The following is a 17,706-nucleotide window of genomic DNA, read 5'->3' as shown; positions in this document are numbered from 1 at the left end:
CGGCGGACGATGTGGCGACCCACATCGCGTGCCGTCAGCGCAACTGCGTCATCGCGGTGCGGTGGAACCGGATGTTTTCGAGGATCTGCCGGGTCGAGCCCTGCGGCATCTTGTTCGCGCAGAAGTAGTCCTGGTAGAGCGCGGAGTGGTAGGCGTTCAGCTCGCCGTTTTCGATACGCCGCCAGTCGTTCTCGACGGTGCGATCCCAGCCGTTGTGGTCCGAATTCAGGCCGGCGTACTGGCGCCACTCGTAGGTGTCGCAGCGGATGCCTTCGTAGTTCACGTTGCGCGCACCGGCCGGGCTCGTGACGACGACTGCGTAGCGCACGACGCCGTCGCTGCCGACGTCGAGCGATTTCGCATCGACGAAGAACTTCAGCGGCGTGTTCTGCGACACGTTGAACGGCAGCAGATCGCCCGTTTGCGGCAGCGGCGGCAGCGTGTCGACGGTGTTTTCCTTCCAGGTTCCCTGACGGTCGAGCAGGTACACGAACTCGCTGTCATCCTTGTTGGACGGCGCTTTCGAGTTCGCGCAGCCGGCCAGGGCGGCCATCGCGGCGATCGATGCGAGCGCGAGAGCAATCGCTTTCAATATGCATTCCTCGTAAAAAAAGGGCGCGACACCAAGGTCGCGCCCGGTCATGCAGTCCGACTCGTCATTTGCCGACGATCACGTGGGGCGGCATCTCGTCCAGCGTGCCCGCTTCCACTTCGATCTCCGAACAGACTACCGATGTGTCGACAATCGTCAGCGTCTGGGCCTGCGCGCCAATGACGCGCGGATAGCGCGACACACGCGGCCCGCGCGGCTTCTCGGCTCGCTGCGCCGGGCGGCGCAGGAAGCGCGACAGTTCCGTCAGCGCCAACTGATAGACATCCCGCTTGAACTCGATCACCGCATCGAGCGGTACCCAATACTCGTTCCAGCGCCACGCATCGAACTCCGGGTGGTCGGTCGCGCGCAAGCAAATGTCGCAATCGCGTCCAACCATCCGCAGCAGGAACCAGATCTGCTTCTGGCCGCGGTAATGACCGCGTACTTCGCGTTTGATGAACTTGTCAGGCACCTCGTAACGCAACCAGTCGCGGGTGCGGCCGATTATCTTGACGTGTTCCGGATGCAGGCCCGTTTCCTCGTGCAGTTCCCGGTACATCGCCTGCATGGGGGTCTCGCCGTACTTGATCCCACCTTGAGGAAACTGCCAGGAATGCTCGCGGAGCCGCTTGCCCCAAAACACCTCGTTGCGCGCGTTCAAGAGGATGATGCCGACGTTCGGGCGAAAGCCTTCACGATCCAGCATACAACCACCTTCGAATCCTTTAAAATTGCTTTGATTATAAACAGATAACGGGCGCTGCGCACCGTGACGGAGCGAATCCGCGCGGGGTACACCGGCTGAATTGTCCCTGATTAGTCTGCTACGTCATCTGCGCCATCGCTGTTCCCGGCGCGCCGCTTTTTCACCTTGAAACTTTTTCGGGCGCCCCGCTTGGGGGCGCCGTTTTTGGAACCGTCCGCATGAAAGCTTCCCGTTTCTTTATCGGCACCCTGAAAGAGGCACCCGCCGACGCAGAGATCGTCAGCCACAAGCTGATGGTCCGCGCCGGCATGATCCGTCGCGTCGCCGGCGGCATCTACAACTACCTGCCGGTCGGCCTGCGTTCGATTCGCAAGGTCGAGGCGATCGTGCGCGAGGAAATGAACCGGGCGGGCGCCATCGAGCTGCTGATGCCGGCCGTGCAGCCGGCCGAGCTGTGGCAGGAGTCGGGCCGCTGGGAGCAGTACGGCCCCGAGCTGCTGCGCTTCAAGGACCGCAAGGACAACGATTTCGTGATCGGGCCGACGCACGAGGAAGTCGTCACCGACATCGCGCGCAACCAGATCAAGAGCTACCGGCAGATGCCGGTGAACTTCTACCAGATCCAGACGAAGTTCCGCGACGAGATCCGCCCGCGCTTCGGCGTGATGCGCGGCCGCGAATTCATCATGAAGGACGCGTATTCGTTCGACAAGGATGCGGCCGGCCTGAACGAGTCGTACCGCAAGATGTACGACGCGTACGTGCGCATCTTCACGCGTCTGGGCCTCGAGTTCCGCGCGGTCGCGGCCGACAGCGGCTCGATCGGCGGCAACTTCTCGCACGAGTTCCACGTGATCGCCGACACCGGCGAGGACGCGATCGCGTACTGCCCGACGTCCGAGTTCGCGGCGAACGTCGAGGCGGCCGAAGCGCTGCCGCTGACGCCTGAGCGCGCGGCGCCGGCCGAAGCGATGGAAAAGGTCGCGACGCCCGGCAAGGCGAAGTGCGAGGCCGTCGCCGAACTGCTGTCGATCCCGCTCGAGCGCACGATCAAGTCGATCGTGCTCGCGACCGACAACGAAGGCGCCGAGCCGACCATCTGGCTCGTGATGCTGCGCGGCGATCACGACCTGAACGAGATCAAGGTGTCGAAGCTGCCGGGCCTGAAGAACCACCGCTTCGCGACCGAGCAGGAAATCGTCGAGTGGTTCGGCACGCCGCCGGGCTATCTCGGCCCGGTCGGCACGAAGAAGCCGGTGAAGGTGATCGCCGACCGCACGGTCGCGAACATGAGCGATTTCGTCGTCGGTGCGAACGAGGTCGACTATCACATCGCGGGCGTGAACTGGGGCCGCGACCTGCCGGAGCCGGAAGTCGCCGACGTGCGCAACGTGAAGAAGGGCGATCCGTCGCCGGACGGCAAGGGCGCGATCGACATCTGCCGCGGCATCGAGGTCGGCCACGTGTTCCAGCTCGGCACCAAGTACTCGGAAGCGATGGGCGCGACGTTCCTCGACGAGTCGGGCAAGCCGCAGCCGATGCTGATGGGCTGCTACGGCGTCGGCATCACGCGCATTCTCGGCGCGGCGATCGAACAGAACTTCGACGACCGCGGCATCATCTGGCCCGAGTCGATCGCGCCGTTCGAGGTCGTGCTGTGCCCGATGGGCTATGACCGCAGCGACATGGTGCGCGAGACGGCCGACAAGCTGTACGCGGAACTCGTCGCGGCCGGCATCGACGTGATCCTCGACGATCGCGGCGAGCGCCCGGGCGTGATGTTCGCCGACTGGGAACTGATCGGCGTGCCGCATCGTCTCGTGATCGGCGAGCGCGGCCTGAAGGAAGGCAAGATCGAGTACCAGGGCCGTCGCGATGCCGAAGCGACGCTGCTGCCGGCCGACACGGCCGCGGCGACGGTCGCCGAGAAGGTTCGCGCCGCGCTCGCGCACTAAGCGCGGCGACCGGGGGACACGATGGAATACACGTTCCTGTCGGCCACCGTGCTCCTCGTGCTGATCACGGATCCGCTCGGCAACATCCCGCTGTTCATTACGGCGATGCGGGATGTGCCGCGCGAGCGGCGCGTGAAGCTGATCCTGCGCGAAGTGGGGATCGCGTTCGTGATCCTGCTGTTCTTCATGCTGGTCGGCGACCGCTTCCTGCGGATGATGAGCCTCACCGACCTGTCGCTGCGGCTCGGCGGCGGGATCGTGCTGTTCCTGATCGCGCTGCGGATGATCTTCCCGCATCCGGACGGCGCGCTCGGCAGCGATCCGCGCGCGGGCGGCGAGCCGTTCATCGTGCCGCTCGCGATTCCGGCGCTGGCCGGGCCGTCCGCGCTCGCGACGGTGATGCTGATGACGTCGCAGGCGCCGGGCAAGATGCTCGAGTGGATCGGCGCGCTGACGGTGACGATGATCGTCTGCGCGATCACGCTGGTGCTGGCCGAAAGGATTCAGGCGTGGCTCGGCGAGCGGACCGTCGCGGCGTTCGAGCGGCTGATGGGCCTCGTGCTCGTCGCGATCTCGGTCGAGATGTTGCTGGCGGGCATTCGCGCGTTCGTGCACCAGTTGCAGCCGTAGCGCGGGCGACGCGGTCGACGAAAAAAAGCGGCGCTCCGGGAAACCGGCGCGCCGCTTTCTATTTATATAGCGGGTATCGCGCGGACAGCGCCGCGATCAGACGTTCGCGGTCAGCGCGCGGATCGTCGGCAGGTTGCGCCAGTAGCCCTTCGCGTCCATCCCGCAGCCGAACACGTAGCGGTCCGGCACCGAGAAGCCGCAGAAGTCGGGGTGCAGCGGTTTCGGCTTCGCGAGCGTCTTCTCGCACAGCACGGCCGACATGAAGCGCTTCGCGCCCATGTCGAGGATGCGGTCGCGGATCGCGGCCATCGTCTCGCCTTCGTCGAGGATGTCGTCGAGCACGAGCACGATGCGGTCCTTCACCGATTCGCGCGGCGCGACGCGCCAGTGCATCTCCGGGCTGCCCTGCGTCGTGTTGCGGTAGCGGGTCAGGTGGATGTAGTCGAATTCGAGCGGGAAATCGAGATGCGGCAGCAGCATCCCGGTAAACACCGCGGCGCCGCCCATCACCGAGAGAACGAGCGGGAACGCGTCGCCGATCTCGGCGCGGATCGCGTCGGCCATCTTCGAGATCGACGCGTTGACGGCGTCGGCCGAGACGATCTCTTCGGAGTGGTCGAAAATGTGGAGGGCTTCTTCGCGGTTCATGTGTTCTGGCGGGCAGTCGGTATACAAATAAGGATGAAGCAGAACGGCAGGCGCGCGCTACGGCAAAAACCCGCGCGCCGGCCGACGGACGGAATCAGCGCATGCCGGGCATCATGCCTTTCAGGCCGCGCATCATCTTCTGCATGTTGCCGCCCTTCAGCTTCTTCATCATCGTACGCATCTGGTCGTACTGGTTCAGCATCCGGTTGACTTCCTGCACGGGCACGCCCGCGCCGGCCGCAATGCGGCGCTTGCGCGTCGCCTTGATGATTTCGGGTTTCGCGCGCTCGGCGGGCGTCATCGAGCTGATGATCCCCTCCATCCGGCGGATCGACTTCTCGGCCTGGCCCATGTCGGCGCCGGCCGCCGCCTGCTGGAACTGCGCGGGGAGCTTATCCATCAGCGACGACAGGCCGCCCATGTTCTTCATCTGCGAGATCTGCGCGCGGAAATCGTTCAGGTCGAAATCGCCGCCTTTCTTGACCTTGTCGGCGAGCTTCTGCGCGGCCTGCACGTCGACGCCGCGCTGCGCTTCCTCGACGAGCGCGAGGATGTCGCCCATGCCGAGGATCCGGTTCGCCATCCGGTCGGGGTGGAACACCTCGAGGCCGTCGAGCTTCTCGGCGACGCCGACGAACTTGATCGGCTTGCCCGTGACGTGACGCACCGACAGTGCGGCGCCGCCGCGCGAATCGCCGTCGAGCTTGGTCAGCACGACGCCGGTGAGCGGCAGCGTGTCGTTGAACGCCTTTGCGGTATTGACGGCATCCTGGCCGAGCATCGCGTCGACGACGAACAGCGTTTCGGCCGGCTTCAGCGCGCCGTGCAACGCGGCGATTTCCTGCATCATCGCTTCATCGATGCCGAGGCGGCCGGCCGTGTCGACGAGCAGCACGTCATGGTAGTGGCGCTTCGCCCAGTCGACGGCCGCGAGCGCGATGTCGACGGGCTTCTGGTCCGGCGTGGACGGGAAGAAGTCGGCACCGACCTGCTCGGTCACCGTTTTCAGCTGCATGATCGCGGCCGGGCGATACACGTCGCACGACACGGTCAGCACCTTCTTCTTGTACTTCTCGCGCAGCAGTTTCGCGAGCTTGCCCACGGTCGTGGTCTTGCCCGCGCCCTGCAGGCCGGCCATCAGGATCACGGCGGGCGGCGTGACCGCGAGGTTCAGCTCGGCGGCCTTGCCCTCGTAGTCGCCGCCGATCACGGCGGTCAGTTCCTTCTGGACCACGCCGACGAGCGCCTGGCCCGGCGACAGGCTGCTGATCACTTCTTCGCCGAGCGCCTTTTCCTTGACCTTGGCGATGAATTCGCGGACGACCGGCAGCGACACGTCGGCTTCCAGCAGCGCGAGACGCACCTCGCGGAGCATCTCCTGCGTGTTCGCCTCGGTGAGCCGGGCCTCGCCGCGCAGCGTCTTGACGACGCGCGCCATCCGTTGAGTGAGATTGTCGAGCATGGGGAGCGATGGACAGTGGGGCCCGAAGGCGCGGCGGAACCGAACAAAGGGAGCCGTCGCGGGAAGGGGGCCTAGTGTAAACTTCGAACATGGATATTGTACTGTATGCCCTCACCGCATTCCTGTACGGCGGCCTCGCCGTCGCAGGCTGGCGCGCGCACCGCCAGGGCGCGACGCCACTCGTCGCGAGCGTGCCGGCCGTGCCGGTCCCCGCGTCGGCCGCGTCCGGGATGAGCGGGGCCGGCCGCGCGCTGCTGTTCGCCGCGCTGCTCGCGCACGGCGTGCTGCTCCACATGACGATCTTTCCGAACGACGCGATGGTGTTCGGCTTCGCGTTCGCGCTGTCCGCGATGTTCTGGCTCGGCGCCGGCATCTACTGGATCGAGAGCTTTTTCTTCCCGCTCGACAGCCTGCGCCTGCTGGTGCTGCCGCTCGCCTGCGGCGCGTCGCTGCTGCCGCTCGTGTTCGGCGGCGTACGGGTGCTGCCTTATGCCGCAGCGCCGCTGTTCAAGCTGCATTTCCTGATCGCGAACATCGCCTACGGGCTGTTCGCGATCGCCGCGCTGCACGCGATCCTGATGCTGATGGTCGAGCGGCGCCTGCAGTCGCTGCGGCACGGCGGGCGCGACGGCTCGACCGGCTGGATCGCGAGCTGGCTCGAAACGCTGCCGCCGCTGCTCACGCTCGAGAAGCTGCTGTTCCGCCTGATCGGCGCCGGCTTCGTGCTGCTCACGCTGACGCTCGCGTCGGGCATCCTGTTCAGCGAGCAGGTCGACGCGCGCGCGTTGCGGCTCGACCACAAGACGGTGTTCGCGATCCTGTCGTGGCTGATGTTCGGCGGGCTGCTGGTCGCCCGCAAGACGTCGGGCTGGCGCGGCCGCGGCGCCGCGCGCTGGGTACTCGTGTCGTTCGCCGCGCTGCTGCTCGCGTATGTCGGCAGCCGGTTCGTGTTCGAGGTGCTGCTGCACCGCTCCGTGGTTTGACCGCAGGTTCCCGATGCGACAGATTCTTCTCCTGATCCTTCTCTTCTTCGCCGGTTCCTGGCTCGCGCGCAAACTGCGCCACGCGCAGGAACAGGCGCAGGCGCGCGCCGGCCGCGGCGCCGGTGGCGGCGCCGCGCGCCCGAACGGCGACGCGCGGTCGCTGCCCGAGCCGATGGTGCGCTGCGCCGAATGCGGCGTGCATGCGCCGAAGGGCGACGCCGTCGCCGCGAGCGGCGAATACTTCTGCAGCGCGGAGCATGCGCAGCGACACGCCGCGCGCGTGAACGGCCGCGACGCGCGATGAGCGACGCACCGGTGTTGTCGGTCGACGCGAACGGCTGGGTGCGCGAAGCGCGCCATGCGCCGTCGCCGAACTTCGAGGCGCGGCCCGCGGGTGCGGCGCCGACGCTCGTGGTCGTCCACAACATCAGCCTGCCGCCCGGCGAATTCGGCGGCGACGCGATCGAGGCGCTGTTCCTGAATCGCCTCGACTGCGATGCGCACCCCTATTACCAGAGCCACCTGCGCGGCGTGAGGGTGTCCGCCCATTTCCTGATCCGCCGCGACGGCGAACTCGTGCAGTTCGTGTCGTGCGACGAGCGCGCGTGGCACGCGGGCTCGTCCGAGTTCTTCGGCCGTACGCGCTGCAACGACTTCTCGATCGGCATCGAGCTCGAGGGCGCGGACGACGTGCCGTTCGACGATGCGCAATACGCGGTGCTCGCCGCGCTCTCCCGCGCGCTCGCCACACGCTATCCGGTCGACGCGTTCGCGGGGCACTCGGACGTCGCGCCGGGCCGCAAGACCGACCCGGGCCCGCACTTCGATTGGCAACGCTTCGCGAGCGATGCCGGTTTTTCCGCCGAATACTTTCCTTTCCGTCAGCACTGATCGCGGGGTTTTTTGATCGGAGAAAGTTTTTTCTCCGATCAATGCCTTGCCGTGTCTGCGCGCGAGCGATGTCAAGACCTCCATCGCAAATTATCCGTTTGGACGTCCTCCGAATGTCCACTATACTTGGTGCCAGTTGAGCGGTTCTGTACTAGATATAGTGTGTGTTGCAGGGGAAAACCCGAGCGGCACCGGCCGGCGGGCAACGCCGGCGAACAGGGTTCTCACGGCGGCGCGTCAGGCCGGGCGGTCCGGGCGTCGCGATCAGCGCAGCGAACATCGACGGGGCAGGGTAGACATGACGAAGCACACGACCGGCTGGGTTGTCGCGCATCGACCGAACCGGCTTCCCCGGCGCATCGCTCGCCTCTTACCGCTCGCGCACCGCGTTGCGCAGCGTTCGTTTTAATCCGCGGTTCTCTCCGCACCATCCAACACCAGGAGCTTTGCACATGCAAACCACCGACAACGCGACGTCCCAGTACGAGAGCGCCTCGAGCCGTCCGCTCGGCGGGACCGAACAGGGCGCGAAGGCGCTCGCGCCGCAGGCCACGTTCGCCGACTACAAGGTGATCCGCCGCAACGGCAGCGTGGTGTCGTTCGAACCATCGAAGATCGCGATCGCGGTGACCAAGGCTTTCCTGGCCGTCAATGGCGGGCAGGGCGCGGCATCGGCGCGCGTGCGCGAGCAGGTCGAACAACTGACGCACAACGTCGTTCGCGCGCTCGTGCGCAGCCGCCCGAACGGCGGTACGTTCCATATCGAAGACATCCAGGACCAGGTCGAACTCGCGCTGATGCGCGGCGGCGAGCACAACGTCGCGCGTGCGTACGTGCTGTATCGCGAGAAGCGTCACCTCGAGCGTCAGCACGCGGGCGAGGAAGCGGCGGCAGCGGGCGGCGAGTCGACGACCGGCATCAACGTCGTCGACAACGGCGTCACGCGCCCGCTCGACCTGAACGCGCTGCGCGCGTTGATCGTGTCGGCGTGCGACGGCCTCGGCGCTGCGGTTAACCCTGATCCGATCGTCGCGGAGACGGTGAAGAACCTGTACGACGGCGTGCCGATGAGCCAGGTCTACGACTCGGCGATCCTCGCGGCGCGCACGATGATCGAAAAGGATCCGGCGTACAGCCAGGTCACGGCCCGCATCCTTCTGCATACGATCCGTCGCGAGATTCTCGGCGAGGAAGTCGTGCAGGCCGAGATGTCGACCCGCTATGCCGAATACTTCCCGCAGTTCCTGAAGCGCGGCGTCGACGCCGGCCTGCTCGACGACAAGCTGCTGCAGTTCGACCTGAAGCGCCTCGGCGAAGCGCTCGACGCGAACCGCGACCTGCAGTTCGGCTACCTCGGCCTGCAGACGTTGTACGACCGCTACTTCCTGCACGTCGAAGGCACCCGCATCGAAATGCCGCAGGCATTCTTCATGCGCGTCGCGATGGGCCTGTCGCTGAACGAGATCGACCGCGAAACGCGCGCGATCGAGTTCTACAACGTGCTGTCGAGCTTCGACTTCATGAGCTCGACGCCGACGCTGTTCAACTCGGGCACGCATCGTTCGCAGCTGTCGTCGTGCTACCTGACGACGGTCGCGGACGATCTCGACGGCATCTATGAAGCGCTGAAGGAAAACGCGCTGCTGTCGAAGTTCGCCGGCGGCCTCGGCAACGACTGGACGCGCGTGCGCGCACTCGGCTCGCATATCAAGGGCACGAACGGCAAGTCGCAAGGCGTGGTCCCGTTCCTGAAGGTCGTGAACGACACGGCCGTCGCGGTGAACCAGGGCGGCAAGCGCAAGGGCGCGGTCTGCGCGTACCTCGAATCGTGGCACCTCGACATCGAGGAGTTCCTGGAGCTGCGCAAGAACACGGGTGACGATCGTCGCCGTACGCACGACATGAACACGGCGAACTGGATTCCCGACCTGTTCATGAAGCGCGTGATGGAAGGCGCCGACTGGACGCTGTTCTCGCCGTCGACCTGCCCGGACCTGCACGACAAGTTCGGCGCCGATTTCGAGAAGGCTTACACGGCTTACGAAGACAAGGTCGCGCGCGGCGAGATCAAGCTGTTCAAGAAGATCCCGGCGCAGCAGCTGTGGCGCAAGATGCTCGGCATGCTGTTCGAGACGGGCCACCCGTGGATCACGTTCAAGGATCCGTGCAACGTGCGCTCGCCGCAGCAGCACGTCGGCGTCGTCCACTCGTCGAACCTGTGCACGGAAATCACGCTGAACACGAGCGACACCGAAATCGCGGTGTGCAACCTGGGCTCGGTGAACCTCGTCGCGCACCTGGTGAAGCAGGCCGACGGCAGCTACGCGCTCGACCACGACAAGCTGAAGCGCACGATCAGCGTCGCGATGCGCATGCTCGACAACGTGATCGACATCAACTACTACGCGGTGCCGAAGGCGCGTAACTCGAACCTGAAGCACCGTCCGGTCGGCATGGGCATCATGGGCTTCCAGGACTGCCTGCACCTGCTGCGCACGCCGTACGCGTCGCAAGAGGCGGTCGAGTTCGCCGACCGTTCGATGGAAGCCGTCTGCTACTACGCGTACTACGCGTCGACCGAGCTGGCCGAAGAGCGCGGCCGCTACTCGAGCTACCGCGGCTCGCTGTGGGATCGCGGCATCCTCCCGCAGGACACGCTGAAGCTGCTGACGGAAGCGCGCGGCGGCTACGTCGAGGTCGACACGTCGGAATCGCTCGACTGGACGACGCTGCGTTCGCGGATCGCCGCGCACGGCATGCGCAACTCGAACTGCGTCGCGATCGCGCCGACGGCGACGATCTCGAACATCATCGGCGTGTCGGCCTGTATCGAGCCGACCTTCCAGAACCTGTACGTGAAGTCGAACCTGTCGGGCGAATTCACGGTGGTGAACGAGTATCTCGTCCGCGACCTGAAGGAACGCGGCCTGTGGGACGAAGTGATGGTCGCCGACCTGAAGTACTTCGACGGCATGCTGTCGCGCATCGACCGCATCCCGGCCGACCTGCGCGCAATCTACGCGACCGCGTTCGAGGTCGACCCGACGTGGCTGGTCGAAGCGGCATCGCGTCGCCAGAAGTGGATCGACCAGGCGCAGTCGCTGAACATCTACATGGGCGGCGCGTCGGGCAAGAAGCTCGACGAGGTCTACAAGCTCGCATGGCTGCGCGGCCTGAAGACGACCTACTACCTCCGCACGATGGCGGCGACGCACGTCGAGAAGTCGACGGTCGCACACGGCGCGCTGAACGCAGTGCCGACGGGCGGCTCGGGCAGCGGCGGCGCGCAAGGCGCGGCGGGCGGCTTCGGTGCGACGGGCGGCGGTGCGTCGTCGGGCGCGGTCAGCGCGGCGCCGGCACTCGCGCCGGTCGAAGCGGACGGTCCGGTGTGCACGATGCGTCCGGGAGACCCCGGCTTCGACGAATGCGAAGCGTGCCAGTAACGCAGTGCGCCTGACCTGAGAAGCAGGCCCGAGCGGCGCACACGACGACCGATCGAGGTTGAAGTGTGCGCCGCGCTCAACTAAAAAAATGATAAGGAATCTGTAACGCGACACCTGCGTTGCAGGCAATGACAAGCGATCGAAACATCTCCGACGGCGTCGCGTTTCGATCGACGTTCGATGCGTCGAGCGCACCTCGCGATACAAGCGCGACTCACATCGCGCGCTGCATGAACGACGATGCGTTGCTCAAAGTGTTGTATCGAGGTCGCAACGCGAATCGAAAAAAGGATTTTTCGTGAGCGAACCCTTTTATCGCTCAGGAAAAGATGGTACAAACCGTTCTAAATTGATGGTGAGAATTTATGCTCAACTGGGATGACGAGAAGACTGCCGTAACCCCCGCGAGCGGAGCGCAGCAAAACGCGATGCGCACCTCCGCCGGGATGGCTGTCGGAATGCAGGCTGCAACGCCTGCCGCCCATCAGGTCCGCGACATTTTCGAAGGCGATCTTGCGGTGCCGCCGCAAGCATCGGCTGTTCCCGCCGGCGGTACGGAAGCGCGGGTCAATGTCGCCGACAAGCGCATCATCAACGGCCAGACTGACGTCAATCAGCTGGTGCCGTTCAAGTACAAGTGGGCGTGGGAAAAGTATCTGGCCGGTTGCGCGAACCACTGGATGCCGCAGGAAATCAACATGTCCCGCGACATCGCACTGTGGAAGGACCCGAATGGTCTGACCGAGGACGAGCGCCGCATCGTGAAGCGCAACCTCGGCTTTTTCGTGACGGCCGATTCGCTCGCGGCGAACAACATCGTGCTCGGCACGTACCGCCACATCACGGCGCCGGAGTGTCGGCAGTTCCTGCTGCGCCAGGCGTTCGAAGAAGCGATCCACACGCACGCGTACCAATACATCGTCGAATCGCTCGGTCTCGACGAAGGCGAGATCTTCAACGCGTACCACGAGGTCACGTCGATCCGCGCGAAGGACGAATTCCTGATCCCGTTCATTCATACGCTGACGGACCCGGCCTTCAAGACCGGCACGCTCGAAGCGGATCAGAAGCTGCTGAAGTCGCTGATCGTGTTCGCCTGCATCATGGAAGGCCTGTTCTTCTATGTCGGGTTTACGCAGATCCTCGCACTCGGCCGCCAGAACAAGATGACGGGTGCTGCGGAGCAATATCAGTACATCCTGCGCGACGAGTCGATGCACTGCAACTTCGGCATCGACCTGATCAACCAGATCAAGCTCGAGAACCCGCATCTCTGGACCGCGGAATTCCGCGCCGAGATCCGCGAGCTGTTCAAGCAGGCTGTCGAACTCGAATACCGCTACGCCGAGGACACGATGCCGCGCGGCGTGCTGGGTTTGAACGCGTCGATGTTCAAGAGCTATCTGCGCTTCATCAGCAACCGCCGTTGCCAGCAGATCGGCCTCGACCCGCTGTTCCCGAACGAGGAAAACCCGTTCCCGTGGATGAGCGAGATGATCGACCTGAAGAAGGAACGCAACTTCTTCGAGACGCGTGTGATCGAGTATCAGACGGGGGGCGCGCTGTCCTGGGAATAACCCGCAGCAGCGAACCCGTTACATGATGGAGCAGCCGGTGGCCTCTCGGCCCCGGCCCAAGGTTTAGGAGCAAGAACGCCTGATGCAAAGCATGCCCGGTGCCTTAACGGCCCAACGATACGACAGGCACTTTGCGAACCCTTCAGTGGGATGGGCAAACTTCCCTCCGGAAAAAGCGGACGGCCGTGTGGCGGTCCGCTTGATCAAGCGATTAGGGGTAGCGGCGCGGGGCGCGCCGGCTACCGACTTGATTTGGCGCGCGAGGCCGGGCGGTCACGCGCGCCATACCGTATTCATTAGCGTAAGCGCGCGGTATCTGCGTACGCCGATGAATAGCCCGCTTCGAAGCGCACGTCCTGAACAGCGTCCGCGGGAAGCGGGTTTTGACGAAGGGTGTAGTTTGAACTGACTCTCATCTGAACCTGAAGGAGAACAACATGGCTACTGCCAAGAAGAAACCGGCTGCTAAGAAGGTTGCTGCCAAGAAGACCGTTGCGAAGAAGGCTGCTGCTCCGGCGAAGAAGGCCGCGGTGAAGAAGGTTGCTGCGAAGAAGGTCGCGGTGAAGAAGGTTGCCGCGAAGAAGGCAGCACCGGCGAAGAAGGCCGCTGCAAAGAAGGTCGCAACGAAGAAGGTCGCAACGAAGAAGGTTGCAGCCAAGAAGGTTGCAGCGAAGAAAGTCGCGGTGAAGAAGGTTGCTGCAAAGAAGGCGGCGCCGGCCAAGAAGGCCGCCGCGAAGAAGGTTGCAGCCAAGAAAGTCGCAGTGAAGAAGGTTGCTGCGAAGAAGGCCGCACCGGCGAAGAAGGCTGCTGCTAAGAAGGCTGCGCCGGCGAAGAAGGCTGCCGCGAAGAAGGCCGCGCCGGCGAAGAAGGCTGCCGCGAAGAAGGCTGCGCCCGCCAAGAAGGCTGCCCCTGCGAAGACGGCTGCCGCACCGGCGAAGAAGGCTGCTGCGCCGAAGAAGGCCGTCGTGAAGAAGGCTGCGCCGGCAACGACCGCGTCGACCGCATCGGTCGCGCCGGCATCGGGCGTGAAGACCGCGCTCAACCCGGCAGCGGCATGGCCGTTCCCGACCGGCAGCCGTCCGTAATCGCGGCTGAGCAGCATCACCCGGACACTCACGTGGTGTCCGTGGGTTGAGTAGCGCTACTCAATCAGTCCCGTCACCTGGCTCAGGTGGCGGGATTTTTTTCGTCCGCATGAGCCGCTGGCAGGTCGCCGATGGGTTGGCCGATGCGAGCGCGGAAGGAAACGGGCGGACGAAAAAAAACGCATGTGCGGCTTCGCACATGCGTTCGACCGCGGCTTGCGCCGCGTGCTGAGGATACCGGTTAGTGCGTGACGCGCGTGACGCCGCCGCTCGACAGCAGGCGTACGCGCTCGCCGGCGCGGAACGCTTCGCCGCTTGCCGCCTGCGTGATCGAGCGCAGATCGCCGTTGTCGAGGCGCACGGTGATTTCGACACCGTTCGCCGTGCTGAGGTTTTCGCCGACCGCGTTACCCGCGACCGCGCCGACGAGGCCGCCGGCGATCGCCGTCAGGATCGAGCCCTTGCCGCCGCCGATCGCGCTGCCCGCGACCGCGCCGAGTGCGCCGCCGCCGAGCGTGCCGATCGCGCTGCCGCCGCCGTCGGACTGGATGCGCACCGCACGGACGCTTTCGACCGTGCCCATGCGGACCGTCTGTTCGCGCTGCGCCTGGCCGACGCTATAGACATCCGCCGAACCGGGTGCCGTGAAGCAGCCGGCGAGGGTCAGCGTGGCCGTCAGCATGGCCGCGAGCGTGAGGGTTTTTTTCGTCAACATCTCTGCTCTCCCACAATATTCATTTGAGACTGTAACCGAACGCAGTCTCGAAGCGTGCGTCGATTTCGGCGCGCGTCAGTACGTAAGTCTGGGGCCCTTGATGGGCGATCTTGAGCGAGCCCATCAGGCTCGCGAGGCGGCCGGTGGTTGCCCAGTCGAGGCCATGCTCGATGCCGTAGAGCAGGCCGCCCCGGAAGGCGTCGCCGCAGCCGGTCGGATCGGCGATGCGCTCGGCCGGCACGACCGGAATCTGCTCCACCCCCTGCTTGTGGCGGATGGTCGCGCCGTGCTCGCCACGCGTGATGACGAGCGCGTCGACCCGGCTGGCGATTTCATCTTCGGACCATCCCGTCTTGTCGCTCACCAGCTTGGCCTCGTAGTCGTTGACCGCTACATAGGTCGCAAGTTCAATGCTGCGGCGCAGCGTCGCACCGTCGAACAGCGGCAGACCCTGGCCCGGATCGAACACGAACGGCACACCGGCCTTGGCGAGCTCTTCCACGTGCTGCACCATCCCGTCGAAGCCGTCCGGGCCGACGATCGCGAGCTTGATGTCCGGCGCGTCACCCGCATGGTTCAGGTGCGATTGCATCATCGCGCCCGGGTGGAACGCCGCGATCTGGTTGTTGTCGAGATCGGTCGTGATCATCGCTTGCGCGGTGTACGTATCGGGCAGCACGCGAACGTGGTCGCGGCGCAGGCCGAGCTGGTCGAGCCGGTCGAGATACGGCTGCGCATCCAGCGCGCCCATCGTGCCCATGATCCGCGCATCGCCGCCGAGCAGGTGCAGCGCATACCCGATATTGCCCGCGCAGCCGCCGAATTCGCGTCGCATCGTCGGCACGAGGAAGCTCAGGTTGATGAGGTGCACCTGGTCGGGCAGGATGTGCTCGCGGAACCGCCCTTCGAAGGTCATGATGGAGTCGTAGGCGATCGAGCCGCAAATCAGCGTAGCCAAGGTGTGCGTTCCTGTAGAAATGAGGGGCCCTGCGCGACAACGCCGCGCGAAGGGCGCGGCGCGGCAGGGGATAAGCGGAAGAAAGCTTACTTCAGTGCGGCGAGCGCTGCATCGTAGTTCGGCTCGTCCTTGATTTCGCCGACGAGTTCCGCGTGGATCACCTTGTCCTGCGCGTCGAGCACGACCACCGCGCGTGCGGTCAGGCCGTTCAGCGGGCCGCTCGTCACGTCGACGCCGTATGCGTTCGCGAACGCACGGCCGGTGCGGAACGTCGATGCCGTCACGACGTTCGCGAGGCCTTCGGTCGTGCAGAAGCGCGTGGCGGCGAACGGCAGGTCGGCGGACACGACGATCACGACCGTGTTGTCGAGCGACGACGCGGCTTCGTTGAACTTGCGGGTCGACGTCGCGCAGGTCGGCGTGTCGAGGCTCGGCACGATGTTCAGCACCTTGCGCTTGCCGGCGAAGCTGGCGAGCGACAGATCGGCGAGATCCTTGCCGACCAGCTTGAAATCGGCGGCTTGCGCGCCGACGGCCGGGAACGTGCCGGCGAGATCGATCGGGTTGCCACCCAGCGTAACTTTGCTCATGTTCGTGCTCCGAAATAGCGCGCCGCTCGGGGCGCGCGGGTTGAGACGGGCGCGCGAGCGCGCCGCGGCGCGTCACGGATAGAAGATCTGGACGCGGAAATTCGAGGCGGGCGTGCCGTTCGTTTCGAGGCGGACGACCATCGTCTGCGTCGTGCCGGGCGGCAGCCCGGCGTCGATCGGCGTGCCCGGGCGCACGTAGTCGCGCGGCGCCAGCACGCGGCGCACGGTGACGTGATTGGTGTCGTCGAGCAGCGTGAGTTCGAGCGACGGGTACGCGAGCGCGACGCGGTAGCGGTTCGTCAGCGGCACCTTCAGTTCGAGCTCGCGCGGGCCGTCGAGCTGGCGCAGGTCGGTCGCGTCGAGCCGCAGCCCGTCGATCGCGCGCGGCGGCGTGACCGTGCAGCCGAGCGGCGCGCACGCCTGCCGGAACCAGCCCTGCGTGACGGGCCAGTAGATCATCAGCGTTTCGCGTTGCCACCACGCCAGCTGCGCGACGAGCAGCCCGACCAGCGCGGCCGCGACCAGGCCGCCGAAAAAGCCGCCGAGCATCCCGCGTCGCTGCGGCGCGCGCGTTTCGCGCGTGACGGCGAAGTGCGGGCGATCGTCGTCGGTCAATGCGGCGGGGAAGGGGACGGCCGGTTGGACGGCCGGTTGGACGGCCGGTTCATCGGCTGCCGCTGCGGTCGGGGCTTGCTCGTGCCGGGCGAAGGTGTCGGGTTCCGATGCTGTTTCGGCTTCGGTGACGGCCGGTGCGGGCGTGAACGCGAAACGCGGTTCGCGCGGCGCGCGTTCGTCGTCCGGCGTCGCGAAGTGCGTGGGGACGACGGGTTCGACCGGTTCGGCGGCGGCTTCCGTTTCCGACGGAAGATGGGCGACGAAACGGGGCTCGTGCGGATCGTGCTCGGCGGGCGAGCGCGAGGGCGTGGCCTCGTCGGGTTCGTGCGGTTCGTACCGCGTTTGCGGCGAATGCGGTTCTGCCGGTTGCTCGACGGCAGTCGATGCGTCGAGCTCGGCCGGAGCGGTCGCGAATGACTCGGGCGTACCCGACAGGTGGACGACGCCCGCTTCCGTGGACGGGAGCGCGACCGGTATCAACGGCTCGGTGCGCACGGTCTCGACGCTGTGCTGCAACGACGGATCGACGCCGGCGTCGAGCCACGGCGCCCACATGTCCCAGCCTTCCGGCTTGTAATCGGCGCCGGTCGGCAATTCGGGCGGCGCGTCAGGGAGGAACAGCCGAGCCGGCGCGGCCTGCTGGCTTGCGTCGCCGCCGTGCGGCGCGGCAGCCGGCTCCGTCAATGCCGGTTCGGGCTGCGGCGCGTACTCGGGAACGAGCGATTCGGCGGCGTTGAAGACTTCGTGGCAATGCCCGCAGCGCACGAGCCCCTGATGCAGCGAGAGCTGTTCCTGCTGCAGCCGGAAGACGGTTTCGCAATGAGGGCAGCGCGTCGCAAGAAGCATGTCGAGC

The 17,706-nt window shown here is 65.7% G+C and carries 17 protein-coding genes; 9 read left to right on the top strand and 8 right to left on the bottom strand.

Annotated elements, in window-relative coordinates:
* Positions 1 to 34: 34 nt before the first annotated feature.
* Positions 35 to 643 (bottom strand): CNP1-like family protein, encoded by a 609-nt coding sequence (locus A9Z05_RS02950; RefSeq protein WP_069616811.1) that lies wholly within the window; start codon positions 641 to 643, stop codon positions 35 to 37.
* A gap of 13 nt (positions 644 to 656) precedes the next feature.
* Positions 657 to 1,301 carry an RNA pyrophosphohydrolase gene (locus A9Z05_RS02945; protein WP_069616810.1) on the bottom strand — a complete coding sequence of 215 codons (645 nt, stop codon included), beginning with the start codon at positions 1,299 to 1,301 and terminating at the stop codon, positions 657 to 659.
* Positions 1,302 to 1,519: 218 nt separating this feature from the next.
* Between A9Z05_RS02945 and A9Z05_RS02940 the strand changes: the two genes are divergently transcribed.
* Together A9Z05_RS02940 and A9Z05_RS02935 are read left to right on the top strand one after the other, a co-directional pair.
* Complete coding sequence (locus A9Z05_RS02940; RefSeq protein WP_069616809.1) at positions 1,520 to 3,256, top strand: proline--tRNA ligase; 1,737 nt, start codon at positions 1,520 to 1,522, stop codon at positions 3,254 to 3,256.
* Positions 3,257 to 3,277: 21 nt separating this feature from the next.
* Positions 3,278 to 3,886: a MarC family protein gene (locus tag A9Z05_RS02935; RefSeq protein ID WP_069616808.1), complete on the top strand. Its 609-nt coding sequence runs from the start codon at positions 3,278 to 3,280 to the stop codon at positions 3,884 to 3,886.
* Between the two features lie 96 nt (positions 3,887 to 3,982).
* Here the strand turns inward: A9Z05_RS02935 and A9Z05_RS02930 are convergent, their stop codons facing one another.
* Both A9Z05_RS02930 and ffh read right to left on the bottom strand, forming a co-directional pair.
* Entirely contained in the window at positions 3,983 to 4,534 is a 552-nt protein-coding gene (locus A9Z05_RS02930; protein WP_069616807.1) for a hypoxanthine-guanine phosphoribosyltransferase, read from the bottom strand.
* Positions 4,535 to 4,628: 94 nt separating this feature from the next.
* Entirely contained in the window at positions 4,629 to 5,996 is a 1,368-nt protein-coding gene (gene ffh / locus A9Z05_RS02925; protein WP_050013880.1) for a signal recognition particle protein, read from the bottom strand.
* Between the two features lie 89 nt (positions 5,997 to 6,085).
* Between ffh and A9Z05_RS02920 the strand changes: the two genes are divergently transcribed.
* The 7 genes from A9Z05_RS02920 to A9Z05_RS33940 all read left to right on the top strand — a co-directional run bounded on the left by A9Z05_RS02920 (position 6,086) and on the right by A9Z05_RS33940 (position 13,975).
* Complete coding sequence (locus A9Z05_RS02920; protein WP_069616806.1) at positions 6,086 to 6,979, top strand: inner membrane protein YpjD; 894 nt, start codon at positions 6,086 to 6,088, stop codon at positions 6,977 to 6,979.
* A gap of 13 nt (positions 6,980 to 6,992) precedes the next feature.
* The gene (locus A9Z05_RS02915; RefSeq protein WP_069616805.1) at positions 6,993 to 7,283 is read left to right on the top strand and encodes a PP0621 family protein; all 291 of its coding nucleotides are present in this window, start codon (positions 6,993 to 6,995) and stop codon (positions 7,281 to 7,283) included.
* On the top strand, positions 7,280 to 7,870 hold the full coding sequence (gene ampD / locus A9Z05_RS02910) for a 1,6-anhydro-N-acetylmuramyl-L-alanine amidase AmpD (protein WP_069616804.1): 591 nt from the start codon (positions 7,280 to 7,282) through the stop codon (positions 7,868 to 7,870). Before A9Z05_RS02915 ends, ampD begins: the two co-directional genes overlap by 4 nt.
* 452 nt (positions 7,871 to 8,322) lie before the next feature.
* Positions 8,323 to 11,313, top strand: coding sequence for a ribonucleoside-diphosphate reductase subunit alpha (locus A9Z05_RS02905; protein WP_069616803.1), 2,991 nt, complete (start codon positions 8,323 to 8,325; stop codon positions 11,311 to 11,313).
* A 365-nt stretch (positions 11,314 to 11,678) separates the two neighbouring features.
* The gene (locus A9Z05_RS02895) at positions 11,679 to 12,890 is read left to right on the top strand and encodes a ribonucleotide-diphosphate reductase subunit beta (protein WP_006476978.1); all 1,212 of its coding nucleotides are present in this window, start codon (positions 11,679 to 11,681) and stop codon (positions 12,888 to 12,890) included.
* 82 nt (positions 12,891 to 12,972) lie between these two features.
* Complete coding sequence (locus A9Z05_RS33945; RefSeq protein ID WP_084044093.1) at positions 12,973 to 13,299, top strand: hypothetical protein; 327 nt, start codon at positions 12,973 to 12,975, stop codon at positions 13,297 to 13,299.
* Between the two features lie 28 nt (positions 13,300 to 13,327).
* A complete protein-coding gene (locus tag A9Z05_RS33940; protein WP_084044092.1) occupies positions 13,328 to 13,975 on the top strand; it encodes a histone H1-like DNA-binding protein in 648 nt (215 codons plus the stop codon).
* Between the two features lie 241 nt (positions 13,976 to 14,216).
* Here the strand turns inward: A9Z05_RS33940 and A9Z05_RS02885 are convergent, their stop codons facing one another.
* The 4 genes from A9Z05_RS02885 to A9Z05_RS02870 form a co-directional block, all read right to left on the bottom strand.
* Complete coding sequence (locus A9Z05_RS02885; RefSeq protein ID WP_006476977.1) at positions 14,217 to 14,690, bottom strand: glycine zipper 2TM domain-containing protein; 474 nt, start codon at positions 14,688 to 14,690, stop codon at positions 14,217 to 14,219.
* Positions 14,691 to 14,709: 19 nt separating this feature from the next.
* Positions 14,710 to 15,648 (bottom strand): carbohydrate kinase family protein, encoded by a 939-nt coding sequence (locus A9Z05_RS02880; protein WP_069616800.1) that lies wholly within the window; start codon positions 15,646 to 15,648, stop codon positions 14,710 to 14,712.
* 86 nt (positions 15,649 to 15,734) lie between these two features.
* Positions 15,735 to 16,238 carry a thiol peroxidase gene (gene tpx / locus A9Z05_RS02875; protein ID WP_006476975.1) on the bottom strand — a complete coding sequence of 168 codons (504 nt, stop codon included), beginning with the start codon at positions 16,236 to 16,238 and terminating at the stop codon, positions 15,735 to 15,737.
* A gap of 72 nt (positions 16,239 to 16,310) precedes the next feature.
* Positions 16,311 to 17,699 (bottom strand): zinc-ribbon and DUF3426 domain-containing protein, encoded by a 1,389-nt coding sequence (locus A9Z05_RS02870; protein ID WP_069616799.1) that lies wholly within the window; start codon positions 17,697 to 17,699, stop codon positions 16,311 to 16,313.
* Positions 17,700 to 17,706 lie beyond the last annotated feature (7 nt).

It is taken from the genome of Burkholderia sp. A2 (assembly GCF_001729305.1).
Lineage (GTDB): Bacteria > Pseudomonadota > Gammaproteobacteria > Burkholderiales > Burkholderiaceae > Burkholderia > Burkholderia sola.
Note: the sequence above shows the minus strand (reverse complement) of the source record. Positions and strands in the feature narration are given on the sequence as shown.